Here is a 24,724-nt window from a genome sequence, read left to right as displayed (position 1 = left end):
CGGCCGCCGCCGCGCGGCAGAATGCCCCCATGCTCTCCTCGACCGAACACGCCCTGCTCCGCCGGATCGCCCACGAGCAGGCCGTCTGCCGGGCTCCGTCGCTGGTCGCCGCCGTCGTGCGGGACGGGGTGATCGTCTGGTCCGGCGGGCGGGGACGCGTCGGCGGCGAGACACCCGGTACCGACACCCAGTACCGGCTGGGCTCGATCACCAAGACCCTCGTCGCCACCGCCGTCCTGCGACTGCGCGACGAAGGCCTCCTCGACCTCAACGATCCGCTCGAAAAGCACGTCCCCGGCACGCCGTTCGGCGCCGCCACCGTCGCCCAGCTGCTGTCCCACACCTCCGGCCTGACGTCCGAATCGCCCGGCCTGTGGTGGGAGCGCACCCCCGGTGCCGACTGGGACGCGCTGGTGGGCAGCCTCGCCGAGGGGGCGATCAAGCACCGCCCGGGCGCCCGGTTCCACTACTCGAACGTCGGCTACGGCGTCCTCGGCGAACTGGTCGCGCGCCACCGCGGCAAGGGCTGGCTTTCCGTGCTGGACGAGGAGATCCTCGGCCCGCTCGGGATGACCCGGACCACGCCGCACCCGGTCGGCGCGCACGCCGAGGGCTTCGCCGTCCACCCGTTCGCCGACGTCCTGCTGCCGGAACCGAGCCCGGACGCCGGTGCGATGGCCCCCGCCGGGCAGCTGTGGTCGACGGCGCAGGACCTCGGCCGCTGGACGGCGTTCCTCGGCGGCGAAACCGGCGACGTGCTCGCCCCGGAAACGGTCGCCGAAATGCGGACGATGGTCACCGTCGACGACACCGACGTCTGGACGACCGGGTTCGGGCTCGGCCTGATGCTCGTGCGCTACCAGGGCCGCCGGTTCGCCGGGCACACCGGCTCGATGCCGGGGTTCCTGGCCGTGACGCTGATCGACCCGGCCGCCGGGACCGGCGCGCTCGTGCTCGCCAACTCGACGTCCGGCGTCGGCATCACCCAACTCTGCCTCGACCTCATCACCATGACCGACGAGCTGGAGCCGCGGCTGCCCGCCGAGTGGCTGCCGTCGCCCGCCGACCCCGCGCTGCTGGCGCTGACCGGGCTCTGGCACTGGGGCCCGACCCCGTACCACCTGCGCCTCCAGGGCGACGGGCTGCTGGTGCTCGCGCCGGTCGAGGGCGCCGGCCGCGGCTCGCGCTTCCGCGAGACCGGCAAGGACACCTACGTCGGCCTCGACGGCTACTACGCCGGCGAGACACTCGAAGTGCGGCGGAACACCGAAGGTGTCGCCACCCACCTCGACCTGGCGACGTTCATCTTCACCCGCACGCCGTACGACCCGGCCGCGCCGGTGCCGGGCGGCGTCGAGAACTGGCGTTGATCCGCAGAGCCCCGCTCACACCCCCAGAGGTGGTGAGCGGGGCCCTCAGGTCAGTGCGGCGGTGCCGGCCGCGTGCGCGACGGCGTCGGCGAACTGCCGGGCGAGGCGCTTGCCTTCGCCCCAGTCGAACAAGCCGAACTTCAAAGCCGTCTGCACCGTGAGGGCCGAACCGCCCGGCGCGTGCGAGACCGTCACGGTGATGATCTGGCCCCAGCTCAAGAAGGTCGTCCCGGTCTTGAAGAACACCGTCCCCCGCTGCGGGTCGTAGAACGGAGTCGAGCCGCCGGCTGCCGCGACTCCGGCGGGGAGCGCGTTCCACAGCACCTCGGGCGGCACCGGGTAGCTCAGCTGCGCAGTCGTCATGACGGGAAAGCTACCGGTGCCCAGGTGGGGTGGGAACCGTGTTTTTACCCCCACGGCGGTGCCATCCGATGAGCCCGACAGCGTAGGTTTCACCGTCCGGAAGGCCGGCCACCAGGTAGTCCGACGGCCAGCCCGCCAGCCAGAGGCGGCGCCGGTCTGCCAGTTCGGCGGCGATGTCGGCCGGCACCGTGGCCAGGTGGAACCGGGTCCGCCAGTCGTCGGCCAGCACCACCCAGCCGTCGACCGGTTCGCCCGTGCGCACGTCGAGCGCGGCCGCCGCGACCGGCGTCCAGGTGTCGCTCGCCAGGCACCGGGCCGGGATGGCGAGGTCCGAACGCCACAAGGCGAGCGCCACCACGGCCACCAGCGCGGGCACCGGCAGGAGCCAGGGCGCCCAACCACCGGCGACGATGGCCGCGACCTCGCCGGCGACGGCCACGATCGCCACCAGCCACACGGCCACGGTCGCGACGGCCAGCCGTCGCCGCAGGGCCGCGCGCCGCGTCACCAGCCGCTTCGGCAGCAGGCGGGACAGGCCGTACACCGTCATGCCGAGGAAGAGCGCTGCGAGCACGCCGGCGTTGACGACGTCGGCGCCGTGCGGCGGGTGCAGCACCAGCGCCACGACGACGAGCGCGTCGGCCAGGACCAGGCCGGCGACACCGGCCACCCGGAGGAAGGGGTGCCGGGCCGGCCCGGCACCGGTCAGCCACGACGGCAGCCGCCGGACGAACACGAGAACGAGGGTGACCGCCAACGCGACCGGCGCCATGACGGTCGTCGTCGTGGTCCAGCCGCCGTTCGCCACCAGGTGCACGACGACGATCCCGCCCAGGTTCCAGAACAGCCACCACCGCGGCCGCCACGGCTCGTCCGCCATCGGTTCTCCCCTCACCGCGAGAGAAACTACTGGCGACGCGACGCGCGGGACAGCGAGTTTCCGCGGCGGCCATTCCACATGCTGAGTAGCCCCGCACCACCTTCACCAGCCGCGTCCCGACCTGAGAGACTGGCCACATGACCGACGCTGAGTTGACCATCCCCGCCGACCTCAAGCCGGCCGACGGCCGCTTCGGCTGCGGCCCGTCGAAGGTCCGCGCCGAGCAGCTGAGTGCGCTGGCGGAGTCCGGCTCCACCTACCTCGGCACGTCGCACCGGCAGAAGCCGGTCAAGTCCCTCGTCGGACGCGTCCGTGCGGGCCTGTCCGAGCTGTTCTCCCTGCCCGAGGGCTACGAGGTGATCCTCGGCAACGGCGGCACCACGGCGTTCTGGGACGCGGCCGCCTTCGGCCTGGTCCGCGAGCGCGCGCAGCACTTCACCTACGGCGAGTTCTCCTCGAAGTTCGCCACCGTGACCAAGGGCGCGCCGTTCCTGGCCGACCCGATCGTCGTCAAGGCCGAGCCGGGCAGCGCGCCGGACATCGCCTACGAAGCGGGCGCCGACCTGGTCGGCTGGGCGCACAACGAGACGTCCACCGGGGTCGCCGTGCCGGTCCGCCGCCCCGAGGGCAGCGACGGCGCGCTGGTCGCGATCGACGCCACCTCCGGCGCCGGCGGCCTCCCGGTCAAGGCCGAGGACTTCGACGTCTACTACTTCGCGCCGCAGAAGTCGTTCGCCGCGGACGGCGGCCTGTGGATCGCGCTGGCCTCGCCCGCCGCGGTCGAGCGGATCGGCGAAATCGGCGGCGGCGACCGCTGGATCCCGGAGTTCCTGTCGCTGACCACCGCGCTGGACAACTCCCGCAAGGACCAGACGTACAACACCCCCGCCGTGGCCACGTTGTTCCTGCTCGCCGAGCAGATCGAGTGGATGAACGGCCAGGGCGGCCTCGCCTGGACGACCTCGCGCACCAAGGACTCCTCGTCGCGGCTGTACGAGTGGGCCGAGAAGACCAGCTACACGACGCCGTTCGTGAAGGACCCGGACCTGCGCTCGCAGGTCGTCGGCACGGTGGACTTCAGCGACGACGTCGACGCCGCCGCGGTCGCGAAGGTGCTGCGCGCCAACGGGATCGTCGACACCGAGCCGTACCGCAAGCTGGGCCGCAACCAGCTGCGCGTCGGCCTGTTCCCGGCGATCGACCCGGACGACATCACGAAGCTCACGCAGAGCATCGAGTACGTGGTCGAGCGGCTCAGCTGACCTGAGACTCCTGGACGGGGACCTCCGCCGCTCCGGCGGTGGGGGTCCCCTTCTTCGTGCCCAGGCGGCGGGCGCCGAACGCGGCGAGGGCCAGCAGTGCGAGGCCGAACAGCTCGTAGGACTCCGTGGCCAGCCACCAGCCCACGGACGGCGCCGGGCGCGGGGCGAACCACATCGGGCCGGCGATGAACAACGCCGGCCCCGCGATGACGACCGCGGCCGCCACCCAGCGCACCGCCCGGTCGAAGCGCCACGCGTACCACCCGGCGAGGACGAGGATCGGCACGCACCACGTCCAGTGGTGGGTCCACGAGATCGGCGAAACCAGCAGCCCGCCGAGCGCGCACGCGGTGAGCGCGAGCACCGGCTCGGCGGCCCGCACGATGATCACCGCGACCACGGCCATCACGGCCGCCGCGGCCAGCACCCACCCGGACTCCGGCAGGCCGGCGCGCACGGTCAGGCCGTGCAGCGACTGGTTGCCGACGTAGTCGACGCCGCCGATGCGGCCCGCGTCGAAGACGAGCTTCGTCCAGTACGTGAAGGACGCCGACGGCCGGATCAGCCACAACAGCGCCCCCGCCGCGACGAACCCGGCCACCACCCGCGCGGCCGACTTGAAGTCGCGGCGGAACAGGAAGTACACGACGAAGACGGCCGGGGTCAGCTTGATCGCCGCGGCCACGCCGATCAGCAGGCCCTTCGTCCGCTTCCGCTCGCCGGGCAGCAGGACGTCGAGCACCACCAGCACCATGAGCAGGGCGTTGATCTGGCCGAAGCCCAGCGTCGAACGCACCGGTTCGAGCAGCGCCCCCGCGAGCTGCGCGCCGATGGCGACCAGCGCGGCCACCGCCCGGCCCCGGACCTTCGAAGCGTCGGTGAGCGAGCCGTTGAGGGTGGCCACGTACAGGTAGGCGACGACGCCGGTGGCGACGATCGACGCGATGCTGAGCAGCTTCATCGTCACCGCGAACGGCAGCACGGTGCCGGGCAGGAACACCGCGGCGGCGAACGGCGTGTAGGTGAACGGCAGCAGGATCCGGTGCGTGGTCGGCACCCAGGCGTCGTACGGCGAGCCCTGCTCGGCCAGCGCCTTCGCGCCGCCGAGGTAGACCTCGAGGTCGAGGCCGTCGAACCGCTTGAGCACCAGCACCAGCACGACGGCGGCGACCTCGAGCACCGCGAGCGACCACACCAGTCTTCGCGCTGACCATTGCGACACCGGCGCCACACGTCCCCCTCGAACCAGGTCTTCGACCGGCCGAGATTACCGGGCCCTCAGCAGCAGCCGTGCACCGGCAACCGCACTGACCTGGCGTTCGCCGCCGCGGCCGGCCGGTTCACCGCGGCTTCGGCGTCGGCCAGCATGCGGTCGAGCGTGGCCCGGTCGAGGACGCGGCCCGCGGTGACGACGGTGTCGATCCGCCGGACCGCGCGGATGTCGGCGAGCGGGTCGGCGTCGAGCAGCACCAGGTCGGCGACCTTGCCGGGGGCGATCGTGCCGGCGGTGTCCGCCCGGCCGAGGAACACCGCCGCGTCGCGGGTCACCGCCTGCAGCGCCCGCCGCGGGCCGAGCCCGGCCTCGACCAGGAAGTCGAGCTCGTCGTGCAGGCTGAACCCCGGGAACACGTAGGGGTTCTCGCAGTCGGTCCCGCCGAGGATCCCGACGCCGGCGCGGTGCGCCTCCCCGACGAGCCGCAGCTGCGCCTCGAAGTAGGCCTCCTGCCGGGCGACCTGCTCGGCGGTGACCGGGGTGAACAGCGGCAGCCGGTCGGCCCAGGCGTCGCGGATCTCCGGCGGGACGTACTTGAGCCGGGGGTCGTGGGCGTAGGTACCGGCGGGCCGGGACATGACGCGGTTGACCGTGAAGGTCGGGCTGAGCCGGCTGCCGTAGGCCTTGAGTCCCGAGAAGTGGTGGGCCGCCGCGGCCGGGTCGTAGGCCTGCGCGGCCTGCCGGTCGAGTTCGCGGGCCAGGTTGAAGAAGTCGCGCGGCGCCTTCGGGTCGAACGGCGTCGCGTCGAGGCGGGCGAGGAACTCGTCCCGGCGGCTCGACGTCGCGATCGGCAGCCCGAAGAGGTGCTCGAAGCTGCGCTGCCCCGCCCGGGCGGCCTCGAGCAGGCGCAGCCGGTAGGGCCAGTGCCCGGCGAACGGCAGGCCGTGGCGCCGGCACTCGTCCGCGATCGCGGCGAAGGCGTCCTTCGGCAGGTAGAAGTACACCTTGACGAAGTCCGAGCGCTGGGCGACGGCGGTCCGGACCGCGGCCCGCGCCTCCTCGGCGTTCGCGACCTGGGTGACCGGCGGGCCGAGCAGGGTCACCGGGCCGTCGAGGATGGAGCTGGCCAGCACGACCCGCGGGCCCAGCAGCTCGCCGCGGGCGATCTTGTCGCGGGTGACGCGGTTCTCGTCGTACCCCTGCATCTCGCGGATGCCGGTGACGCCGTTGGCGAGGAACAGCGGCGGCCACACCTGTTCCAGATCGATGCCGTGGGTGTGCATGTCCCAGAGGCCGGGCACGAGGTAGCGGCCGCGGCCGTCGACGACCCGGGCACTGCCGCAGCGCGGGACCTCGGCGGCCGGGCCGACCCAGGCGATCCGGTCCCCGACCAGCACGACGGCGAAGTCCGGCCGGGCGGGGCCGTCGGTGCCGTCGACGACGGTCGCCCCGGTCACCACCACCACGTCGGTGCCGGCGGCCGCCGCCTCCTGCGCGAAGACCGCGGGCGCGAGCCCGGCGGCGGCGAGGCCCGCTCCCGCCGTCGTCAGCCACCGCAGGAAATCGCGCCGGTTCGCCTCGACTCGCAGCACTGCACCCCGCCCTTCGATCGGCTCCCCTCCCGCCCATCCAACACCCCATCGATCGAGTGAGAGATCTTCCAACGTGCTGAGTGCCGGGTGAGGGCTCACCCCTCACCCGGCATCCCGTGGACCTCAGGCGCGAACCGGCCGCCGGGAGGTGCAGCACGAGTCGAGTTCAGGCCCCCACGCCCTGAACTTCCTCAGGCCAGCGCCCGCGTGGGCGCCAGCCGGGCCGCCCGCACCGCCGGGTAGGCCCCGGCGACCGCCCCGACGAGCGCCGCGACGCCCACTCCGCCCGCCAGCGCCGCCGACGGCAACACCGCGGGCCACCCCTGGCTCAGCGCGTACCCCGCCGTCACCAGCACCCCGGCCAGCACCCCCGCCAGGCCACCGAGCCCGGACAACAGCACCGACTCGGCCAGGAACTGCCCGCGGATCTGCCGTTTCGTCGCCCCGAGCGCGCGGCGCAGGCCGATCTCGCGCCGTCTTTCCAGCACCGAGATCACCATCGTGTTCGCCACCCCGACGCCACCGACGAGCAGGGCGACACCGCCGAGGCCCAGGAACAGCGCGCTGTAGGTGGTGTCCGTGAGCTTCTGCGCCGCGAGGGCGTCCGACGGGCGGCGCACCTGGACCTCGTTCGGCGCCTGCGGGCTCAGCGTCGCGGCCAGCACCGACCGCACACCGTCCACTCCGGACTCATCGGCGCGGACGTACACAGTGGACGGATGGCCGTCGAACCCGAGCAGCCGCTTCGCGACGTCCCAGCCGACCAGCGCCGAGCGCTCGATCTCCGGGGCCAGCGGCATCGGCGCGAGAATGCCCACCACGGTGAACCACTGCGTGCCGATCAGCACCTGCGGCGGGCGGGCCGGGTCGACGTGGTCGATGCCGAGCCGGGCCGCGGCCGCCGAACCGAGCACCGTCACCGGGTAGTCCTGGTTGCCCGCGGCGAGGAAGGCACCCACCCGCACCTTGCCGCCCAGCACGCCGAGCAGATCCGGCCGCGCCGCGAACACGGCGAGCCCGGACGTGTCGTCCGCCGCGATCTTGTCGCTGCGGCGGACACTCGCCGACGTCGCCCCGGTGCCGGCGGCCGCCCGCACCGGCCCGATCCGCCGCGCCATCGCGACCGCGTCGTCCGGCAGCGTCGCGTTGTCGCCGAACAGCGTCTGGCCCGGCCCGGCGGTGAGCAGGTTGGTGCCCAGCGCGGCCAGCCGGTCGTGCAGGGCCTGCGCGCCGGACGCCGGGATCGCCAGCACGGCCACCATCGCGGCGACGCCGATCGCGATGCCCAGCGCGGAAAGCACCGCGCGCACCGGCCGCGTGCGCATGCCGTGGGCGCCGAGCGCGACGACGTCCGGCGGCCCGAGCCGGGCCGGTTCCGGCAGCGCGACCTGCACCGGCGCCGTCACCGTGCACCCACCAGACCGGTGTCCAGCCGCAGGCGCCCGTCGAGCAGCTCGATCCGGCGGGGCATGCCCGCGGCGATCTCCCGGTCGTGGGTGATCACCACGATCGTGGTGCCGCCGGTGGACAGCTCGCCGAGCAGCGAGAGCACGGACGCGCCGGTGCCGGTGTCGAGGTTCCCGGTCGGCTCGTCGGCCAGCAGGATCGCCGGGTCGTTGACGACCGCCCTGGCGATCGCGACGCGCTGGCGTTCGCCGCCGGACAGCTCGCCGGGCCGGTGCCACGCCCGGTGCCCCAGCCCGACGCGGTCGAGCGCGGCCAGCGCCCGCCCGCGCCGCCGTCGCCGTGGCACCCCGGCGTAGAGCAGGCCGGTGCACACGTTGTCCACCGCACTCATCCCTTCGTCGAGGAAGAACTGCTGGAATACGAACCCGATCCAGCGCGAGCGCAGCGCCGAGACCTTGCGGTCGGGCAGCGCGGCGACGTCGTGGCCGCGCAGCTCCACCCGGCCCGACGAGGGCCGGTCGAGCGTGCCCATCAGGTGCAGCAGGGTCGACTTACCGGACCCGGACGGCCCGACGATCGCCACCATTTCGCCGTCTTCGAGCGAGAGCGAGACACCGTCGAGCGCGGCGACCCCGCCGGGGTAGGAGCGCGTGGCCTCGTGCACGCGCAGCACGGGCGTCACGACGTCGTCACCACCCGCATGCCCGCGGCCAGTCCGGTGCCGGAGACCTCGACCTTCCCGCCACTGAACAGTCCGGTTTGAACAGCGATGAGCCGTCGCCGGCCGTTTTCGTCGACCTCGACCGCATACCCGCCTTCGGCGAGCGCGAGCAGCGCGCCGACCGGGACCGCGAGCACGCCCCGGTGGACGTCCTTGGTGAACCGGACGGTCGCCGGAGCCGAGTCGAGCGGCCCGGCCGCACCGGGGTCGTCGAGCCGGACGAGCACGGTGATCTTGGGCTTGCCGTCGGGCTGGCCCGCGGCGTCCTTGCCCTCGACCGCGGACCGCCCGACGTCGGTGATCGTGCCCTGCGCCGACTTCCCGTTGATCGTCACGGACGCCTTCGCGCCCTGCGTGGCCAGGCCCTGCTTGGCCGCGTCGAGCTTCACCTGCACCGAACGGACCGTGCCGGTCGTCTTGAGCACCTCGCCCTGTGACGGCGAGCCGGGCCTGGCCGACAGCGCCGACACCCGCAGCTCGCCCGCGGCCAGCACGACGTCGCCCTGGCCGAACGCCCCGGTCTGCTCGAGCCCCAGGGACTTCTGCCACTTCTTCAGCGCGGCCGCCGTCGCCGCCGTGAACTTCTTGTCCGGCGTGCCGAAACCACCGAAGCCGCACGCCTTGAGGTTTTCTTCCAGCTGCTTGACGTCGGCGCCGTCGTCCGCGCCCGTGGCGAGGTCGCGGTAGAACGGGAGGGTGCCGTAGAACAGCGGCACCGGTTTCGCGTCCACCTCGTACACCGGCTTGCAGCGGGTCAGGGTGGCGCCGGCGTCGGGCAGCGACGTGATCGTGCCGGGCTTGCGGCCCTGGACGACCGACTCGTCGCCGTAGCCGAGGGTGCCGTCGGCCTCTTCTTCTTCGCTCAGGTCGGTCTTGGCCACTTCCGCCGTTTCGACCGCGGGCGGCGCGGCCTCCTTGACGGGCGTCGCGCTCGACACCCGCGTCAGGATCACGACGGAGCCGGTGCCCAGCACCACCACGAGCACCGCGGCGGCGACCAGCCAGCGGGTGCGGCCGCGGCGACGGGGCTTGCGGAGTTGGGTCACGTCGTTCACTTGCCCGCCTCGGAGTGCGTGGCCAAGCCGAGCCCGCATGCCTTCGCGGTGGCTTCGAACTTCTTCGGGTCGCCGCCGCCGCCGATCCGCATCCCGCCCTTGCCGCTGGGGTCGGGGTCCGGCATGTCGATCCCGTGGTCCCGCATGCACTTGGCTTCCTTGCGCACCTTGTCCAGTTCCTCGGCGCTCATCGGCTTCATTTCGCCGCCGTTGGGCATCAGGTGCTTGCACGCCTCCGAAGCGGTGTCGACCTTCCCCTTGTCGGAACCGTCGCCCTGGATGGCGACCGACATGCCTTTGCCGTCACCGGCCGGCTTCGGGTCGGGCATGTCGACGCCGTGCTCGCGCATGCACTTGGCGAAGTCCCGCATCTTGTCCTCGTCGCTCTTGCCGCTGTTGTCGGCCGCCGTGGGGCCGCCCGTCTTCGGCGGCGTCGAGATCGAGGCGACCTTCGACCCGTCGTCGGCCTTCGCGCCGCAGCCGCCCAGCAGCAGGGCTGTCCCCAGCGCCGCGACGGCGATCCGTGTCCGCATGGCTCGATTCCTTTCGTCCGGATGGGTGCCAGGTCTACGGACCGGGGGATTCGGGCGCGCTAAGCGACGTCGCTTATGCGGTCCTTATGGCCTCCCTGCGCAGACTGGGCGGGTGCGGGTGCTGGTGGTGGAGGACGAGCGGTTGCTGGCCGACTCGGTCGCGGAGGGGCTGCGGCGCTTCTCGATGGCCGTCGACGTCTGCTACGACGGCGAACAGGCGCTGGAGCGGGTGGGCGTGCACGGCTACGACGTCGTGGTCCTCGACCGCGACCTGCCGAAGGTGCACGGCGACGACGTCTGCGCGGCCGTGGTCCGTGCGGGCGGGGAGGCGCGGGTGCTGATGCTGACCGCGGCCGCCGACGTCACCGACCGGGTGGCCGGGCTGGGCCTCGGCGCCGACGACTACCTGACGAAGCCGTTCGCGTTCGCCGAGCTGGTCGCCCGGGTCCAGGCGCTGTCCCGGCGCGCGCGGCCCGCGCTGCCACCGGTGCTGGAGCGCGACGGCGTCGTGCTCGACCTGCCGCGTCACCAGGCCGCCCGCGACGGCCGGTTCCTGCTGCTCTCGCCGAAGGAGTTCGCCGTGCTCGAGGTGCTGATGCGGGCCGAGGGCACGGTGGTGAGCGCCGAGGACCTGCTCGACAAGGCGTGGGACGAGCACGCGGACCCGTTCACCAACGCGGTGCGCGTCGCGGTGATGACGTTGCGGCGCAAGCTGGGCGACCCGCCGGTGATCGAGACGGTGCCCGGCGCCGGCTACCGGCTCGGCACGCCGTGAACGGCCTTTCCGTCCGGACGAAGCTCACCGCCTGGTACGGCGGGCTCTTCCTGCTCGCCGGGCTGGTCCTCGTCGTCATCAACTACCTGCTGGTGCAGAGCACGCTGCCGGACCCGCTCCGGTTCGCCTCGGCGACGCTCGCCGGTGACGCGGCGTACGGGATCGCGCAGAAGCTGGACACCTTTTCGCCCGCTCCGGCGGTGCAGCTGGTCAGCGGGTCGCTGGGCGAGTACCGCTCCTCGACGCTGTCCACCCTGGTCATCGGTTCGGCCATCGCGCTGATCGCGACGGCGGCGCTGGCCGTGCTGTTCGGCTGGCTGATGGCGGGCCGGGCACTGCGGCCTCTGCACGACATCACCTCGGCCGCCCGGCGGCTGGAGGCGGGCAAGCTCGACCGGCGGATCAACCTCGAAGGGCCGCCCGACGAGCTGAAGGAGCTGGCGGACACCTTCGACGGCATGCTCGACCGGCTGGCGGAGTCGTTCGACAGCCAGAAGCGGTTCGTCGCGAACGCGTCCCACGAGCTGCGGACGCCGCTGGCGGTGCAGCGGACGCTGATCGAGGTCGCGATGGCCGATCCGGAGGTCTCGCCGGAGCTCGCGAAACTCGGCACGCACCTGCTGCACACCAACGAACGCAGCGAACGGATGATCGAGGGCCTGCTGATCCTGGCCCGCAGTGACCGCGGCCTGCACGCGCGGGCGCCCGTCCGGCTGGACGCGGTGGCGGCGTCGGTCATCCGGGCCACGGCGGCTTCGGCGGCCGAGGCCGGAGTGACGGTCGAGACCCGGTTGCGGCCGCGGACGGTGGCCGGCGACCCGGTGCTGCTGGAGCGCCTGGTGACGAACCTGGTGGTCAACGCGATCACGTACAACGCCCGGGGTGGCTGGGTGTACGTCGAGGTCCGGGGCGACCCGGCGCTGGAGGTCCGCAACTCGGGACCGGTGGTCCCGCCCGAAGCGGTGCCGACGCTGTTCGAGCCGTTCCGCCGCGTCGGCGGGGCGGAGCGGACGGGCGACACGCGCAACGCCGGGCTCGGGCTGTCGATCGTCCGCTCGGTGGCACAGGCCCACGGCGGCGGCGCGGAGGCTCAGCCCGGCCGGCGCGGCGGCCTCACCGTGACCGTCCGGCTGCCGCCGTCTTGATCCACTCGATCGTGACTTTGCGTGTTCTGCGTGTCACCCCTTTGCCGCTGACCTGGGTGAGCGAGGATGCGAGGGACCAAAGTGAACAGTGGGCAGTTCGGGACGGACTCGGCGCGCCTCGCACGTCAAGCCGACGCGCCGTTCTAACGTGGGCACCCACAACGGTGAAGAAGATCGGGGAGGCGAGAACAATGCGGGCGCTGCGAGTGGTCGGACTGCACGAGGACGGCAAGTCCATCGTGCTCGAAGACCCGGCGAGCCGTACTCGTTTCCTGCTCCCGGCTGATGAGCGACTGCGCGCGGCGGCGCGGGGTGACATCACCCGCCTCGGCCAGATCGAAATCGAGTTGGAGAGCCAGATGCGGCCACGCGAGATCCAGCAGCGCATCCGCGCCGGCGAGTCCGTCGAGCAGGTCGCCGCGAGCGCCGGCGTCGCGGCCCAGCGCGTCGAGCGTTACGCCTATCCCGTGCTGCTCGAGCGGTCCCGGACCGCCGAGCTGGCGCAGAGCGCCCACCCGGTCCGCGAGGACGGCCCCGACGTGCAGACGCTCGGCGAGGTCGTCGCGCACGGCTTCGGCGTGCGCGGTCACGACTACTCCCGGGCCACCTGGGACTCCTGGAAGGGCGAGGACGGCCGCTGGGTCGTCGTGCTCCGGTGGAAGGCCGGGCGGTCGGACAACCGCGCGCACTGGGCGTTTTCGCCGGGGGCGCACGGCGGCACGGTCACGGCGCTGGACGAGAACGCCGAGGTCCTGCTGGACCCCAGCGCCTACCGCGCGCCGCGCACGGTCCGCGCCCTCGAGCCGGCCCGCGAAACGGAGTTCCAGCCCACGCTGGATTCGGTGGCGCCGGAGCGCGCCGAGCTGCCGTCGGCCGAGCCGGACCCGGACGACGACACCCGCGAGATCCCCCGCGTCCCGGCGGACCCGGACGAGGACACCGCGGTGCCCGAGCCGCGGCCGAAGGTCAAGAAGAACCACCCGATCGTGCCGTCCTGGGAGGACGTGCTGCTCGGGGTCCGTTCCCAGCGCGGCTAGTCCACCAGCGCGGCGAGCGACTTCGGCGCGACCAGCCGGTAGGCCTCGCGCACGATCCGGTCGACCTCCGCCCACTCGACGTCGACGTCCAGCCGGACCCCGAGCCACCCGCGGTGCCCGACGTACGCCGGCCGGAAGAACCGTTCCGGCTCGGTGCGCACCAGGTCCTCCTGCGCCCCGGGTGGCGCCGGGCACCAGAACGCGAGCCTGCCGTCGCCGTGGTGGTCGTCGGCGAACATGACGAAGGTCTTCTTGCCGCGCACGAACCAGGCCGGCGACCCGTGGCTGAGCCGTTCGGTCACTTCGGGCAGGGCCAGGCACAACTTCCGCAACGCGTCCAGCTGCCGCATCCCCTCAGGCTACGAGGCAGATCGCCGGGTTCCACGGCCACGTCTTCCGCAGCCGGACCTCGACCAGGGCACCGGGCACCCTCGTCACCTACGCCCGATTCCGCTAGAAGGCGATCACCAGCACACCGATCCACGCGATCACGACGCCGCCTCCCGCGCCGTACGCGATCCAGCGCAGGATCGGGGTGTTGCGGATCAGCCACAGCGACGGCGTGATCCCCGCCGTCACGATGACCGAGGCTCCCAGCGTCAGCCAGCCGCTCGTCTCGCGAGCCAGCGTCGTGGCCAGCGCCAGCATGGCGACGACGACCACGGCCGCGATGAACGCCGACACGGTCAGCCCGGTCAGCCACGGAGTCGGCTCACCAGGCGGGCCGGGGGGCCCGAGCACCGAGCGGACGAACCGGTGGCCCGGTGCGGTGGCCTGCGGAGGCGGCTCGACGACCGTGTCGGTCCCGGTCACCGGATCCACGAAACGCACGGTCGTGCCCATCACCGAAGCGAGCCTGCCGGCCAGCTGGCGGCCACGCTGCGAGACCACCGCGCCCGCCTCCGCGCCGGAATCGGCGGTGACGGCGGAGGCCACCCGCGCCCATTCGTGCAGGGCCTGCGCCAGGTCGGCGCCGATCGCGAGCTTGTGCGGGTCCACCTCGCGCGCGTGCTCCCCGCCGGGGCCGGCCAGCACGGCGCGCTCGCCGCGGATCCGCAGCTCCATGGTGTCCCTTCCCGCTTCGGAGACCAAAACCTTAGCGGCCCCGGGCCAGTTCGTAGAAGGCAACAGCGGCGGCCGTCGCGATGTTGAGTGAGTCGACTCCGGCCGGCATGGGTATCCGGACGGTGTGATCAGCCGCCGCGAGTGCCGTTTCGGTCAGCCCGGGACCTTCGGCGCCGAAGAGCAACGCCACCCGCGCGGGCGCGTGCTCCCGCAGTTCGGGCAGCGGGACCGAACCCGGCCGCGGGGTGAACGCCGCGATCGCGAAGCCGCGCGCCCGCAGGTCGTCGAGCCCACCCGGCCAGTCCGTCAGGTGCCCGAACGGCACGCGCAGGACGTGACCCATCGACACGCGCACGCTGCGCCGGTACAGCGGGTCGGAACAGCCGGGGCCGAGCAGCACGCCGCCGACGCCGAGCGCGGCCGCGTTGCGGAAGAGCGCACCGAGGTTTTCGTGGTCCCCCACGCCTTCCAGCACCGCGATCGAGCCGGCGCCGTCGACGACTTCGGCGACCGTCAGCGGCGCGGGCCGTCCGGCGACGGCGAGGATCCCGCGGTTGAGGTGGAACCCGACCACCTCGGCCATCGTTTCCGCGGAGGCGACGTACTGGGGCACGTCGAGGCCGGCCAGGTCGTCCGCCAGCTCCGCGAACCGCCGTTCGACGCCCAGCAGCGCCCGGACCGGATAGCGGGACGCCAGCAGCCGGGACACCACGACGGTGCCTTCGGCGATGACGAGTCCCCGGCCACCCGGCCGGTCGGGACGTCGGTCCGCAGTGGACAGGTGGCGGAAATCGTCCACCCTGGGGTCACCGGAGTCGTCGATGTGGATCACGCCCATCCGCCCAGTGTGTCACCCGCTTGCCCGGCCCTTCACTGGTCCGAACGTCCGGCACCGGGTAGTGCGAACGGGGCCATTCTGCTTTCGGTTAACTACCCGTGACGGAGAGCACCAGTTTGGCCGCTAGCCCGGCTGCATCGTCTGTGTAACGGTTGTCCGCCGGGGCCTGAACACGTCCTAGTCCACGCCGACACGAAGCAGGGATGGTCATGGGGATGGACCTCGAGGCTCAGCCGTTCAACACGCTGGACCGAGGACGGTACCGCCGCAAGGTGCAGCGTTGCCTCGACACGCTGGCCCGCATGCTCACCGATGGCAGCTTTTCGTTCCCCCGCAAGAACATCGGCCTCGAAGTCGAGCTGAACCTCGTCGACCGCGAGCTGCGCCCGTCGATGACGAACACCGCAGTGCTGGAGGCGCTGGACGACCCGTCGTTCACCACCGAACTGGGTCAGCACAACATCGAGCTGAACGTCCCGCCGCGGCCGCTGGCGGGCGATTCCGCCCTCCAGCTCGAAGACGACCTCCGGGCGTACCTCGACACCGCCGCGGCGAAGGCTCGTGACACCGGGTCGTCGCTGGCCATGATCGGCATCCTGCCGACGTTGAAGCACGAGCACTTCGACCAGAAGTGGCTCACCAACAAGGCCCGCTACGCGACCCTGAACGACCAGATCTTCGCCGCGCGCGGCGAACGCACGGTGCTCGCCATGGAGGGCGCGCCGCTGCCGGGCCAGCAGCCCGAACGCCTGCGCAGCTACGCGGAGTCGATCCTGCCGGAGGCCGCGTGCACCAGCGTGCAGCTGCACCTGCAGGTCGCGCCCGAGGAGTTCGCCGCGCACTGGAACGCGGCGCAGTGCCTGGCCGGGTTGCAGTGCGCGCTCGCGGCGAATTCGCCGTTCCTGCTCGGCAAGGCGCTGTGGCACGAGACGCGGATCCCGCTGTTCCTGCAGGCGACGGACACCCGGCCGGAAGAGCTGAAGAACCAGGGTGTGCGGCCGCGGGTGTGGTTCGGCGAGCGCTGGATCACGTCGATCTTCGACCTGTTCGAGGAGAACGTCCGCTATTTCCCCGGCCTGCTCCCGGAAACCGACACCGAGGACCCGATCGAGGCACTCGACGCGGGCCAGGCACCGAAGCTCACCGAGCTGCGCATGCACAACGGCACCATCTGGCGCTGGAACCGCCCGGTGTACGACGTCGTCGACGGACTGCCGCACCTGCGCATCGAAAACCGGGTGCTGCCCGCCGGGCCGACGGTGGTCGACACGGTGGCGAACGCGGCCTTCTTCTACGGCGCCCAGCGCGCGCTGGCCGAGGCGGAGCGCCCGGTGTGGAGCCAGATGTCGTTCCAGGCGGCCGAGGAAAACCTTTACGCCGGCGCGCGCCGGGGCTTCGACGGGCAGCTGTACTGGCCGGGCATCGGCTGGATCCCGCCGGACGAGCTGGCGCTGCGCGTGCTTCTGCCACTGGCGCACGAGGGACTGCGCCGCTCCGACGTCTCCGACGAAGCCCGCGAGCGGTACCTCGGGATCGTCGAACGCCGGTGCCTCGCGCGGCGGACCGGGGCGACCTGGCAGCGGGACTACGTCGTGCGGGCCCAGGAGCGCGGGCTGGACCGCGAGGCGGCGCTCAGCCTGATGCTGGGGCGCTACCTGGAACTGTCCGAGTCGGGTGAACCGGTGCACACGTGGCCACTCGCCGACTGACCAAAGCGGCACTTTCACGTGAAAGCTACGCTTTGCGCCGCAAAGCGGCACTTTCACGTGAAAGTGGCGCCTCCCGCTAGCCTGGGTGGATGCCGAAGATTCTCGGTGAGTCGCTGGAAGCCCACCGGCGTGAGGTGCGGACACGGGTGTTCGAAGTCCTGCGCGCGCAGCTCTACGAGCGCGGCTTCGACGCGATCACGCTCGCCGGGGTCGCGTCGGCGGCCGGAGTGGGCCGGACCGCGCTCTACAACCACTTCCCCGACAAGGAAAGCCTGCTCGTCGCCTTCGTCGAAGACGAAGCTACCCGGTACGTCACGCGGCTGACCGACGCCGTCGAAGCCCGGGCCGATCCGGTCGACCAGCTGGCCACCTTCGTCCGGCTGCAGCTGCGCGTGCTGGCGGAATACCACCTGCCACCGGGCACGGCACTCGCGTCGGCGCTGGCGCCCTCGGCGTACCGGCGGATCAGCGCGCACGCCGACCCGATCACCGACCGGCTGCGCGCGATCCTCGCCGGCGGCGTCGACCTGGGGCGCTGGCCCGCCGAAGATCCGGACGTCCTGATCCCGATGATCACCGCGGCCCTGGGCAACCGGACGCTGGTCGACGGGCCGGCCGACCAGCTCGAAGACGTCGTCGAGGCGGCGGTGCGGTTCGTGCTGCGCGCGGTCGGTGCCGCCGTTCAGGGTGACTGACTCGCGCTCATGCCCTACGATCTTTCTGACAGCGTGTCAGATCGATCGCCGGGAGGCCTGCCCATGTCGGTGACCACGGACGCCCGCCCGTTTTCGGCGACCTTGCGCGCGTCGACCCTCGAAGTCCACGACCGGGCGAACTACTCGGCGTACATGCGCGCCCTGCTCGGCGGGGAGCTGACGCGCGAGGGCTACACCCAGCTCGCGATCCAGTACTACTTCATCTACGGCGCGATCGAGGCGTCGAGCGACGCGATGGCCGGCCACCCGGTCGGCGGCGAATTCGTCTTCGACGAGCTGCGGCGGCTGCCGCTGCTCGAGCGCGACCTCGCCCACCTCGCCGGCCCGGACTGGCGCTCGGCGATCTCGCCGCTCGCGACCACGGAGGCCTACGTGGCGCGCGTGCGCGAAGCGTCCTCGTGGGCCGGCGGGTACGTCGCCCACCACTACACGCGCTACCTCGGCGACATCGCCGGCGGTCAGATCATCCGGCGGGTGCTCGAGAAGAACTACGACGTCGCCGAGGCGGGCTCGCTCTTCTACCACTTCGACGGGATCGGCAGCGCGCCGCGCTTCCGGGATGTGTACCGGGCAAAACTGGACAACGCCCCCTGGGACGACGCCGAGCGCGCCCGCGTGATCGACGAGACGCTGGTGGCGTTCGAATGCAACGTCGCCGTCTTCGACGAACTGGCCCAGCGCCTCGACGAGTTCCGCGCTTGAATGACCCATCTCACAGCTCGTTGACCTCCAGTCAGGTGCAGGGAACAGACTCGGTTTCGAGTGGTGCGCCTCCGGGGTACGCCATTCACGAGCCGCCGTCCCACGGCAGCAACCGGGGCTCCGCCCCGAGCCGGGGGCCCGGCCACCCGGACCCTCCAGCAGGTGGGACGGCCACCCGCCCCCGCTCGCCGGGAAGGGCGGTGTGCTACTAGGTTCGGTACCGGAAACTTGTGTCGAAGACAGAAGGAGGGCCAATGGCCCGCTACGAGCTCCCCGATCTCGACTACGACTACAGCGCCTTGGCGCCGCACATCTCCGGCGAGATCAACGAGCTGCACCACAGCAAGCACCACGCGACCTACGTCAAGGGCGCGAACGACACGCTCGACAAGATCGCGGAAGCCCGCGACGCCGGTGACTTCGGCGGCATCGTCGGTCTGGAGACGACGCTGGCCTTCAACCTGGCCGGCCACGCCAACCACGTCGTGTGGTGGAAGATCCTCTCGCCGGAGGGTGGCGACAAGCCGACCGGCGAGCTGGCCGCGGCGATCGACGAGGCGTTCGGCTCCTTCGACAAGTTCAAGGCGCAGTTCACCGCCGTCTCGACCACGATCCAGGGCAACGGCTGGGGCGCGCTCTCCTGGGACCCGATCGGCAAGACGCTGATCACCCAGCAGCTGCGCGACCACCACAACAACCTGATCCTGCCGACCGTGCCGATCCTGCTGGTCGACGTCTGGGAGCACGCGTTCTACCTGGACTACAAGAACGTGAAGCCCAAGTACGTCGAGGCCCTGTGGAACATCTTCAACTGGGCCGAGATCAGCAAGCGGTTCGACAACGCCGTCGCCGGCGGCAACGGCCTGCTGCTCGGCTGAGCTTCCGCGGCAACGGGGTCCTCCTTCCGGGAGGGCCCCGTTTTTCGTCGCCGGGTGAAAACTCCCTTGACCTCGAGCGCGGTCGAGGTGTTTGAGTGGACGCCATGGACGTCGACGCGTATCTGGACCGCCTCGGCGTCGCACGGCCGGCGACACCCGACCTCGCGACGCTGCGCCACCTGCAGGAACACCACCTGGCCGCGGTGCCCTTCGAGAACCTGAGCAGCCACCTCGGCGAGCCGGTCGAGCTGGCCGAGGACGCGCTCTTCGGCAAGATCGTGCGCCGCCGGCGAGGCGGGTTCTGCTACGAGCTGAACGGCCTGTTCGCCGCCCTGCTGCGGGAGCTCGGCTACCGCGCCGCACTGCACGGCGCGCAGGTCTTCCGCCCCGACGGGACGCTCGGACCTCCCCTCGACCACGCGGCGATCGTCGTCGACCTCGGCGAGCCGTGGCTGGTGGACGTCGGCTTCGGCCGGTTCGCCCGGCACCCGGTGCGACTGTCCGGAGTGGACGCCCAGCCCGGGCCGGACGGCGAATTCCTCGTCCTGGACGCGCCGCACGGCGATCTGGACGTGCTGACGGACGGCAAGCCGCAGTACCGCCTGGAGCGCCGTCCGCGGCCGCTGGCCGACTTCGTCCCGATGGCCTGGTGGCAGACGACGTCGCCGGAGTCGCACTTCACCCAGTCACTGACGTGCTCCCGGCCGACGTCCCAGGGCCGGGTGACCCTGGCCGGCGACAGGCTGATCGAGACGGTCGACGGCGTCCGCCACGAGGTGCGGCTGGCCACCCCGGACGCGATCCGGGCGGCGTACCGCGTGTACTTCGGGATGACGTTGACGCGGCTGCCGGTACCGCCGGGTGAGAGTCCCTTGACCGTCGTGTCGGACCGGTCCGACACTGCGGTGCGCGTGCCGTGAAATGAACGGAGCCCCGGCCTGGGGTTCCCAGGGCCGGGGCTCCGTCCGTTCCCGAACTGACTGCCGCTCCCACCACGAAGCGGACATGTATGAGGTTAGCCTAACCTCATCTTCCGAGGCAAGAGGTCCCGCGCGGATCACCCTTCAGGGTGACACCGAGGCCGCGGACCGCCGGTTTTTGTCGGTGCTCGTCGATACGGTCACGCGGTGAACACGAACCGATACCCGAAGTCAGTCCTTCGCCCGCCGGAGCACCCGAAGACCGAGCCCGCGCTGCACCGGCCAGCGCACCCCACCGCGCCGGACCAGGACGACCGCGCACACGACCGCGGCCAAGGCCGACACCGCACCGCCGATGTAGAACGGAGACCGCCCCCCGAACGCGTCGGCCATCCACCCCACCATCGGGCCACCGATCGGGTTGCCGCCGATCAGCACCAGCACGTACAGCCCCATCACGCGGCCGCGCATCTCGGGGCTGACCGACGTCTGCACCAGCGCGTTCGCCGTGTTGAGGAACGTCATCGTGGCGAAACCGAGCGGGATCAGGCCGAGGCCGAACGTCAGGTAAGTCGGCATGAACGCCGTGACCAGCTCGAACACGCCGAGGAAGAACGCCGACACCAGCATCAGCCGGACCCGTGGCCTGCCCTTCGTGCCGCGGCGTGCGGACATCACCGCGCCGGTGAAGGTGCCGACCGCGACCAGCGTCGACAGCAGGCCGTAGCCGTCGGCCGCGGTGTGGAAGACGTTGGCCGCGACGATCGGGAGCGAGCTGAAGTACGTGATGCCGAACGTGCTGACGAACAGCACCAGCACCATCACGGTCATCAGGTCCGACCGGCGGCGGACGTACCGCAGGCCCTCGGCCAACTGTCCCTTCTCACGCGGCACGGCCGCGACGCGGAACAGCTTGTCCGGGTTCATCAGGACCAGCCCGATGATCACCGCGACCGTGCTGAGCGCGTTCGCGATGAACAGCCAGCCGGTGCCGATCCAGGTGATGGCGAACCCGGCGATCGCCGGCCCGACGATCCGCGCCATGTTGAAGATCGAGGAGTTCAGCGCGACGGCGTTGGTGACCTGGTCGCGCCCCACCATCTCGGCCACGAACGACTGCCGCGTCGGCACTTCCAGCGCCGCCGTCATGCCGAGCGTGAAGCACAGGACGTAGACGTGCCACAGCGCGGCGATCCCGCTCAGGTCGAGCACACCGAGGATGACCGCCTGCGAACACGCCGCGACCTGGATCCAGGTGAGCAGCCGCCGCTTGTCGACGCGGTCGGCGAGGACGCCGGCCCACAGCGAGAGGAACAGCGTCGGCGTGAACTGCAGCGCCACCGCGATGCCGAGGGCGATCGGGTTGTTGCCACTGAGGGTGAACACCAGCCAGTCCTGGGCGATGCGCTGCATCCAGGTGCCGATGTTCGAGATGACCTGGCCGGTGAAGAACAGCCGGTAGTTGCGGACCCGCAGGGACGCGAACATGCTGCCGCGCTTGGCCGGGGACGGTGGCGAAGCGGACGGCGGTGGGGCCGCGTCCCGGGTAGCAGTGATCTCGATCGAACGCTTGGTTTCGCTACCCGTGGCCGTCACCGTGGTTAGTTCCCCGCCATCCTGTCGATGATTTCGGCGGCTTTGGAGAGCACTTCACGCTCTTCGTCGCCGAGTTCCGCCAATTGCCGGTCCAGCCACGCCTCCCGGACGGAGATCGCCTTGCGAACGTAAGCGAGCCCGCTCTCGGACAACTCGACGATGGCTTGCCTGCCATCGGTCGGGTGCGGGCGCCGGTCGACGAACCCCAGTTCCTCGAGCGCGGCGATCACCCTCGTCATCGAAGGTGGCTGGACGCCTTCCTTCGCGGCGAGCTGACCGGGGGTCAGCGCACCGCACTTGTGCAGCGTGGACAGCGCGGCGACCTGCGTAAGCGTGAGGTCGTCCCCGACGCGCTGTGCCCGGAGCCGGCGGTTGAGCCGGACCACCGCGAGACGCAGACGGCTCGCCAAGGAGCGTTCGTGCGTGTCGCCGGACATATAGTTAGCATACCTTACGAAACTTCGCCGCACGGGTGATCTCCGTCAATCCGCAACCTGGAACAGGCCCGCGCGTCCTCCCTCCAGGACAGAACCTGGGGGTCGGATGAACAAGAAGCTGGTGGGCTCGGCCGTGGTCGGCGCGGCGATCCTCGCCATCGTGGCGGCGCAGTTCCTGGGCGGCACCGATGCCGCCCCGGCGGCCGCACCACCGCCGTCGACAGCCACGCCGACGGCCACCACGCTGCCGTACCAGGAGACCAAGGAGATCTACGACTTCCCGGCCGAGCCCGGCAGCGAAACCGGCGGGTTCGATGTCGAGATCCCGGTCCCCACGGGCTGGGCCGTCGAGCACGACAAGGACCACGCCACCTATCACCAGGGCGACCTGGTGCTGGAGACCGATCGCGCGCCGCTGCGGCAGGAAGATCCCCTCAGCGGCCTCGCGGCCCTCGAGAAATCGGTCCGCCTCCCCGGCTACCAGCTGAGCGCGATGACCAACCACCCGCCCGTCGCCGACTACGACGCCGCCAAGTGGGAGTACCGGTACCAGGGCCAGGGCGGCGTCACCAGGCAGGTCCGCGAAATCGGCCTCGGCGTCGGGGAGGTTCTGATCACCATCCGCTACGACGCCCCGGTTCCCGCATTCACCGATCACGTCAAGGTTCTCGACGACGCCCTGAAGGTCACCGGCGCGGGCTGATCACCGGAACGCCGCCTGCAGCGGCCCGACGGCGAAGTACGCCACGAAGGCCAGTGCGATCACCCACATGAGCGGGTGCACCTGGCGGGCCTTGCCGGTGGCCGCGCGGATCACGACGTAGCTGACGAAGCCGGCGCCGATGCCGTTCGCGATCGAGTACGTGAACGGCATGACGACGATGGTCAGGAACGCCGGCAGCGCGATCGAGTAGTCGGTGAAGTCGATGTCGCGCACCTGCGCCATCAGCATCGCGCCCACCACGACCAGGGCCGGCGCGGCCGCCTCGACCGGCACCACCTGGTAGAGCGGGGTCAGGAACATCGCGGCGATGAACAGCACGCCGGTGACGACGTTGGCCAGGCCGGTCCGCGCCCCCTCGGCGATGCCCGCCGCCGACTCGACGAACACCGTGTTCGAGCTGGCCGAACCGAACCCGCCGGCCGCGCCCGCGAGGCCCTCGACGAACAGGGCCTTGCCGACGTTGGGCAGCTGACCGTCCGCGGGCAGCAGCTCGGCCTCCTTCGCGAGGCCGGTCATGGTGCCCATGGCGTCGAAGAAGTCGGCCAGCACCAGGGTGAACACCAGCAGGCAGACGGTGATGATCGGCAGCCGCGTCCAGGCGCCGAAGGAGACGTCGCCGACGAGCGAGAGGTTCGGCAGGCCGAGCACCTGGTCCGGCAGCGCCGGGTAACCGAGGTTCCAGCCCTTCGGGTTGGTGCCCTGCGACGGCCCGGCCTTGACGATCGCCTCGACGACGATGGCCAGCACGGTCGACGCGAGAACGCCGATCAGGATCGCGCCCTTGACCTTCCGGACGACCAGGATGCCGGTGACGAGCAGGCCGACGACGAACACCGCGGTCGGCCACGAGGCGATCGAGCCGTTGATGCCCAAGCCCACCGGCACGGTGGTGTGCGCGGCGTCCGGCAGCCGGCGCACGAACCCGGCGTCGACCAGGCCGATCAGGCAGATGAAGACGCCGATGCCGACGGCGATCGCGGACTTCAGCGCGGCCGGCACGGCCCGGAACACCGCGGTGCGGAACCCGGTGAGCACGAGCAGCACGATGATCACGCCCTCGATGACCACCAGGCCCATCGCCTCGGGCCAGGTCATCTGCGGGGCGATGGTGACCGCGACCAGGCTGTTGATCCCGAGGCCGGTCGCGATGGCGAACGGGTAGTTCGCGACCAGGCCCATCAGGATGGTCATCACCCCGGCGACGAGCGCGGTCACCGCGGCGACCTGCGGCACCGGGAGGATGCCGCCGAGGAGGTCCTTGTGCGCACCGGCGTCGTCGGCCGAGAAGCTGCCGATGATCAGCGGGTTCAGCACCACGATGTAGGCCATCGTGACGAAGGTGACCAGACCGCCGCGCAGCTCGCGCGGCACGGTCGAACCGCGCTCGGTGATCTTGAAGAACCGGTCCAGTGTGGACGTCCCGGTACGGGTCGTCTCCTGCTCCGCCATTCGCCTGCCCATTCTCTCGCTGCTGCGGAGTACCCTTCACCCCGTGAGTGACCCGATCAAGCCACCGGAGGTTACGGGCTCGTTGCGGCACACGCCGGAACTGCCCAAGAAGCTGACCGACCTGACGCCGGTGGTGATCGTAGGCACCTCGATCTGGACTGTCGCGCTGGTGGTGCTCTTCTTCACGACTTCGGGGCTGTGGGTGCAGACGGCGATGGCCGGTTTCGCGCTCGGTTTCGTCGGCCTGGCGATCATCGGCTGGCAGCGCGCCGCCGCCCGGCGCGGGTCGAAGTCGGCCCAGCGGCTCTGAGGCTGACGGCCTGGCCGCTTGCCGGTT

The 24,724-nt window shown here is 71.6% G+C and carries 26 protein-coding genes; 12 read left to right on the top strand and 14 right to left on the bottom strand.

The window, feature by feature from the left end; genetic code table 11:
- Positions 1 to 29: 29 nt before the first annotated feature.
- Positions 30 to 1,370: a serine hydrolase domain-containing protein gene (locus AB0F15_RS27905; RefSeq protein ID WP_360276275.1), complete on the top strand. Its 1,341-nt coding sequence runs from the start codon at positions 30 to 32 to the stop codon at positions 1,368 to 1,370.
- Positions 1,371 to 1,415: 45 nt separating this feature from the next.
- Here the strand turns inward: AB0F15_RS27905 and AB0F15_RS27900 are convergent, their stop codons facing one another.
- Together AB0F15_RS27900 and AB0F15_RS27895 are read right to left on the bottom strand one after the other, a co-directional pair.
- Positions 1,416 to 1,733: a hypothetical protein gene (locus AB0F15_RS27900; protein ID WP_360276272.1), complete on the bottom strand. Its 318-nt coding sequence runs from the start codon at positions 1,731 to 1,733 to the stop codon at positions 1,416 to 1,418.
- Positions 1,734 to 1,743: 10 nt separating this feature from the next.
- Positions 1,744 to 2,613 carry a hypothetical protein gene (locus tag AB0F15_RS27895; protein ID WP_360276270.1) on the bottom strand — a complete coding sequence of 290 codons (870 nt, stop codon included), beginning with the start codon at positions 2,611 to 2,613 and terminating at the stop codon, positions 1,744 to 1,746.
- A 137-nt stretch (positions 2,614 to 2,750) separates the two neighbouring features.
- On the opposite strand from AB0F15_RS27895, the gene serC reads away from it, so the two are divergent.
- Complete coding sequence (gene serC / locus AB0F15_RS27890; RefSeq protein ID WP_360276267.1) at positions 2,751 to 3,875, top strand: phosphoserine transaminase; 1,125 nt, start codon at positions 2,751 to 2,753, stop codon at positions 3,873 to 3,875.
- Here the strand turns inward: serC and AB0F15_RS27885 are convergent.
- From AB0F15_RS27885 to AB0F15_RS27860, 6 genes are all read right to left on the bottom strand, one after another.
- The gene (locus tag AB0F15_RS27885; RefSeq protein ID WP_360276264.1) at positions 3,868 to 5,070 is read right to left on the bottom strand and encodes a glycosyltransferase 87 family protein; all 1,203 of its coding nucleotides are present in this window, start codon (positions 5,068 to 5,070) and stop codon (positions 3,868 to 3,870) included. The genes serC and AB0F15_RS27885 overlap by 8 nt on opposite strands.
- Positions 5,071 to 5,153: 83 nt before the next feature.
- On the bottom strand, positions 5,154 to 6,680 hold the full coding sequence (locus AB0F15_RS27880) for an amidohydrolase family protein (protein ID WP_360276262.1): 1,527 nt from the start codon (positions 6,678 to 6,680) through the stop codon (positions 5,154 to 5,156).
- 191 nt (positions 6,681 to 6,871) lie between these two features.
- Positions 6,872 to 8,086 (bottom strand): ABC transporter permease, encoded by a 1,215-nt coding sequence (locus AB0F15_RS27875; protein ID WP_360276259.1) that lies wholly within the window; start codon positions 8,084 to 8,086, stop codon positions 6,872 to 6,874.
- The gene (locus tag AB0F15_RS27870) at positions 8,083 to 8,769 is read right to left on the bottom strand and encodes an ABC transporter ATP-binding protein (RefSeq protein WP_360276257.1); all 687 of its coding nucleotides are present in this window, start codon (positions 8,767 to 8,769) and stop codon (positions 8,083 to 8,085) included. The genes AB0F15_RS27875 and AB0F15_RS27870 overlap by 4 nt, the downstream gene beginning before the upstream one ends.
- On the bottom strand, positions 8,766 to 9,863 hold the full coding sequence (locus AB0F15_RS27865; protein WP_360276255.1) for a peptidoglycan-binding protein: 1,098 nt from the start codon (positions 9,861 to 9,863) through the stop codon (positions 8,766 to 8,768). The genes AB0F15_RS27870 and AB0F15_RS27865 overlap by 4 nt, the downstream gene beginning before the upstream one ends.
- A complete protein-coding gene (locus AB0F15_RS27860; protein ID WP_360276252.1) occupies positions 9,860 to 10,396 on the bottom strand; it encodes a hypothetical protein in 537 nt (178 codons plus the stop codon). The genes AB0F15_RS27865 and AB0F15_RS27860 overlap by 4 nt, the downstream gene beginning before the upstream one ends.
- A gap of 112 nt (positions 10,397 to 10,508) precedes the next feature.
- Between AB0F15_RS27860 and AB0F15_RS27855 the strand changes: the two genes are divergently transcribed.
- The 3 genes from AB0F15_RS27855 to sepH all read left to right on the top strand — a co-directional run bounded on the left by AB0F15_RS27855 (position 10,509) and on the right by sepH (position 13,353).
- Positions 10,509 to 11,171: a response regulator transcription factor gene (locus AB0F15_RS27855; RefSeq protein WP_360276249.1), complete on the top strand. Its 663-nt coding sequence runs from the start codon at positions 10,509 to 10,511 to the stop codon at positions 11,169 to 11,171.
- A complete protein-coding gene (locus AB0F15_RS27850) occupies positions 11,168 to 12,316 on the top strand; it encodes an ATP-binding protein (protein ID WP_360276246.1) in 1,149 nt (382 codons plus the stop codon). Before AB0F15_RS27855 ends, AB0F15_RS27850 begins: the two co-directional genes overlap by 4 nt.
- A gap of 191 nt (positions 12,317 to 12,507) precedes the next feature.
- Positions 12,508 to 13,353, top strand: coding sequence for a septation protein SepH (gene sepH / locus AB0F15_RS27845; RefSeq protein WP_360276244.1), 846 nt, complete (start codon positions 12,508 to 12,510; stop codon positions 13,351 to 13,353).
- Here the strand turns inward: sepH and AB0F15_RS27840 are convergent.
- From AB0F15_RS27840 to AB0F15_RS27830, 3 genes are all read right to left on the bottom strand, one after another.
- On the bottom strand, positions 13,350 to 13,703 hold the full coding sequence (locus AB0F15_RS27840; protein ID WP_360276241.1) for an MmcQ/YjbR family DNA-binding protein: 354 nt from the start codon (positions 13,701 to 13,703) through the stop codon (positions 13,350 to 13,352). The genes sepH and AB0F15_RS27840 overlap by 4 nt on opposite strands.
- A gap of 103 nt (positions 13,704 to 13,806) precedes the next feature.
- Complete coding sequence (locus AB0F15_RS27835) at positions 13,807 to 14,418, bottom strand: DUF2537 domain-containing protein (protein ID WP_360276238.1); 612 nt, start codon at positions 14,416 to 14,418, stop codon at positions 13,807 to 13,809.
- A gap of 31 nt (positions 14,419 to 14,449) precedes the next feature.
- Positions 14,450 to 15,256 (bottom strand): RNA methyltransferase, encoded by an 807-nt coding sequence (locus tag AB0F15_RS27830; RefSeq protein WP_360276235.1) that lies wholly within the window; start codon positions 15,254 to 15,256, stop codon positions 14,450 to 14,452.
- 209 nt (positions 15,257 to 15,465) lie between these two features.
- On the opposite strand from AB0F15_RS27830, the gene AB0F15_RS27825 reads away from it, so the two are divergent.
- From AB0F15_RS27825 to AB0F15_RS27805, 5 genes are all read left to right on the top strand, one after another.
- Positions 15,466 to 16,965 (top strand): glutamate-cysteine ligase family protein, encoded by a 1,500-nt coding sequence (locus AB0F15_RS27825; protein WP_360276232.1) that lies wholly within the window; start codon positions 15,466 to 15,468, stop codon positions 16,963 to 16,965.
- Positions 16,966 to 17,054: 89 nt separating this feature from the next.
- Entirely contained in the window at positions 17,055 to 17,660 is a 606-nt protein-coding gene (locus AB0F15_RS27820; protein ID WP_360276229.1) for a TetR/AcrR family transcriptional regulator, read from the top strand.
- A gap of 63 nt (positions 17,661 to 17,723) precedes the next feature.
- Positions 17,724 to 18,383, top strand: coding sequence for a biliverdin-producing heme oxygenase (locus tag AB0F15_RS27815; protein WP_360276226.1), 660 nt, complete (start codon positions 17,724 to 17,726; stop codon positions 18,381 to 18,383).
- A gap of 254 nt (positions 18,384 to 18,637) precedes the next feature.
- Positions 18,638 to 19,261, top strand: coding sequence for a superoxide dismutase (locus AB0F15_RS27810; RefSeq protein WP_247058440.1), 624 nt, complete (start codon positions 18,638 to 18,640; stop codon positions 19,259 to 19,261).
- A 104-nt stretch (positions 19,262 to 19,365) separates the two neighbouring features.
- Entirely contained in the window at positions 19,366 to 20,181 is an 816-nt protein-coding gene (locus AB0F15_RS27805) for an arylamine N-acetyltransferase (protein ID WP_360276375.1), read from the top strand.
- Positions 20,182 to 20,412: 231 nt separating this feature from the next.
- Here AB0F15_RS27805 and AB0F15_RS27800 read toward each other — a convergent pair whose 3' ends face one another.
- On the bottom strand, positions 20,413 to 21,669 hold the full coding sequence (locus tag AB0F15_RS27800) for an MFS transporter (protein WP_360276372.1): 1,257 nt from the start codon (positions 21,667 to 21,669) through the stop codon (positions 20,413 to 20,415).
- 113 nt (positions 21,670 to 21,782) lie between these two features.
- Positions 21,783 to 22,214 carry a MarR family transcriptional regulator gene (locus AB0F15_RS27795; protein ID WP_360276222.1) on the bottom strand — a complete coding sequence of 144 codons (432 nt, stop codon included), beginning with the start codon at positions 22,212 to 22,214 and terminating at the stop codon, positions 21,783 to 21,785.
- A 106-nt stretch (positions 22,215 to 22,320) separates the two neighbouring features.
- Between AB0F15_RS27795 and AB0F15_RS27790 the strand changes: the two genes are divergently transcribed.
- Positions 22,321 to 22,917, top strand: coding sequence for a hypothetical protein (locus tag AB0F15_RS27790; protein ID WP_360276219.1), 597 nt, complete (start codon positions 22,321 to 22,323; stop codon positions 22,915 to 22,917).
- Here the strand turns inward: AB0F15_RS27790 and AB0F15_RS27785 are convergent, their stop codons facing one another.
- Entirely contained in the window at positions 22,918 to 24,387 is a 1,470-nt protein-coding gene (locus AB0F15_RS27785; RefSeq protein ID WP_360276369.1) for an NCS2 family permease, read from the bottom strand. It abuts the gene before it with no gap.
- Between the two features lie 82 nt (positions 24,388 to 24,469).
- Between AB0F15_RS27785 and AB0F15_RS27780 the strand changes: the two genes are divergently transcribed.
- A complete protein-coding gene (locus tag AB0F15_RS27780; RefSeq protein WP_360276367.1) occupies positions 24,470 to 24,697 on the top strand; it encodes a DUF2530 domain-containing protein in 228 nt (75 codons plus the stop codon).
- Positions 24,698 to 24,724 lie beyond the last annotated feature (27 nt).

It is taken from the genome of Amycolatopsis sp. NPDC026612, from assembly GCF_040638285.1.
GTDB lineage: Bacteria > Actinomycetota > Actinomycetes > Mycobacteriales > Pseudonocardiaceae > Amycolatopsis.
Note: the sequence above shows the minus strand (reverse complement) of the source record. Positions and strands in the feature narration are given on the sequence as shown.

Coding starts and splice junctions, on each gene's coding strand:
- AB0F15_RS27825 (WP_360276232.1), top strand. CDS start 15,466: ATGGGGATGGACCTCGAGGCTCAGCCGTTCAACACGCTGGACCGAGGA.
- AB0F15_RS27830 (WP_360276235.1), bottom strand. CDS start 15,256: ATGGGCGTGATCCACATCGACGACTCCGGTGACCCCAGGGTGGACGAT.
- AB0F15_RS27800 (WP_360276372.1), bottom strand. CDS start 21,669: ATGTTCGCGTCCCTGCGGGTCCGCAACTACCGGCTGTTCTTCACCGGC.
- AB0F15_RS27835 (WP_360276238.1), bottom strand. CDS start 14,418: ATGGAGCTGCGGATCCGCGGCGAGCGCGCCGTGCTGGCCGGCCCCGGC.
- AB0F15_RS27805 (WP_360276375.1), top strand. CDS start 19,366: ATGGACGTCGACGCGTATCTGGACCGCCTCGGCGTCGCACGGCCGGCG.
- AB0F15_RS27790 (WP_360276219.1), top strand. CDS start 22,321: ATGAACAAGAAGCTGGTGGGCTCGGCCGTGGTCGGCGCGGCGATCCTC.
- AB0F15_RS27820 (WP_360276229.1), top strand. CDS start 17,055: ATGCCGAAGATTCTCGGTGAGTCGCTGGAAGCCCACCGGCGTGAGGTG.
- AB0F15_RS27840 (WP_360276241.1), bottom strand. CDS start 13,703: ATGCGGCAGCTGGACGCGTTGCGGAAGTTGTGCCTGGCCCTGCCCGAA.
- AB0F15_RS27905 (WP_360276275.1), top strand. CDS start 30: ATGCTCTCCTCGACCGAACACGCCCTGCTCCGCCGGATCGCCCACGAG.
- AB0F15_RS27795 (WP_360276222.1), bottom strand. CDS start 22,214: ATGTCCGGCGACACGCACGAACGCTCCTTGGCGAGCCGTCTGCGTCTC.
- AB0F15_RS27895 (WP_360276270.1), bottom strand. CDS start 2,613: ATGGCGGACGAGCCGTGGCGGCCGCGGTGGTGGCTGTTCTGGAACCTG.
- AB0F15_RS27815 (WP_360276226.1), top strand. CDS start 17,724: ATGTCGGTGACCACGGACGCCCGCCCGTTTTCGGCGACCTTGCGCGCG.
- serC (WP_360276267.1), top strand. CDS start 2,751: ATGACCGACGCTGAGTTGACCATCCCCGCCGACCTCAAGCCGGCCGAC.
- AB0F15_RS27810 (WP_247058440.1), top strand. CDS start 18,638: ATGGCCCGCTACGAGCTCCCCGATCTCGACTACGACTACAGCGCCTTG.
- AB0F15_RS27860 (WP_360276252.1), bottom strand. CDS start 10,396: ATGCGGACACGGATCGCCGTCGCGGCGCTGGGGACAGCCCTGCTGCTG.
- AB0F15_RS27785 (WP_360276369.1), bottom strand. CDS start 24,387: ATGGCGGAGCAGGAGACGACCCGTACCGGGACGTCCACACTGGACCGG.
- AB0F15_RS27900 (WP_360276272.1), bottom strand. CDS start 1,733: ATGACGACTGCGCAGCTGAGCTACCCGGTGCCGCCCGAGGTGCTGTGG.
- sepH (WP_360276244.1), top strand. CDS start 12,508: ATGCGGGCGCTGCGAGTGGTCGGACTGCACGAGGACGGCAAGTCCATC.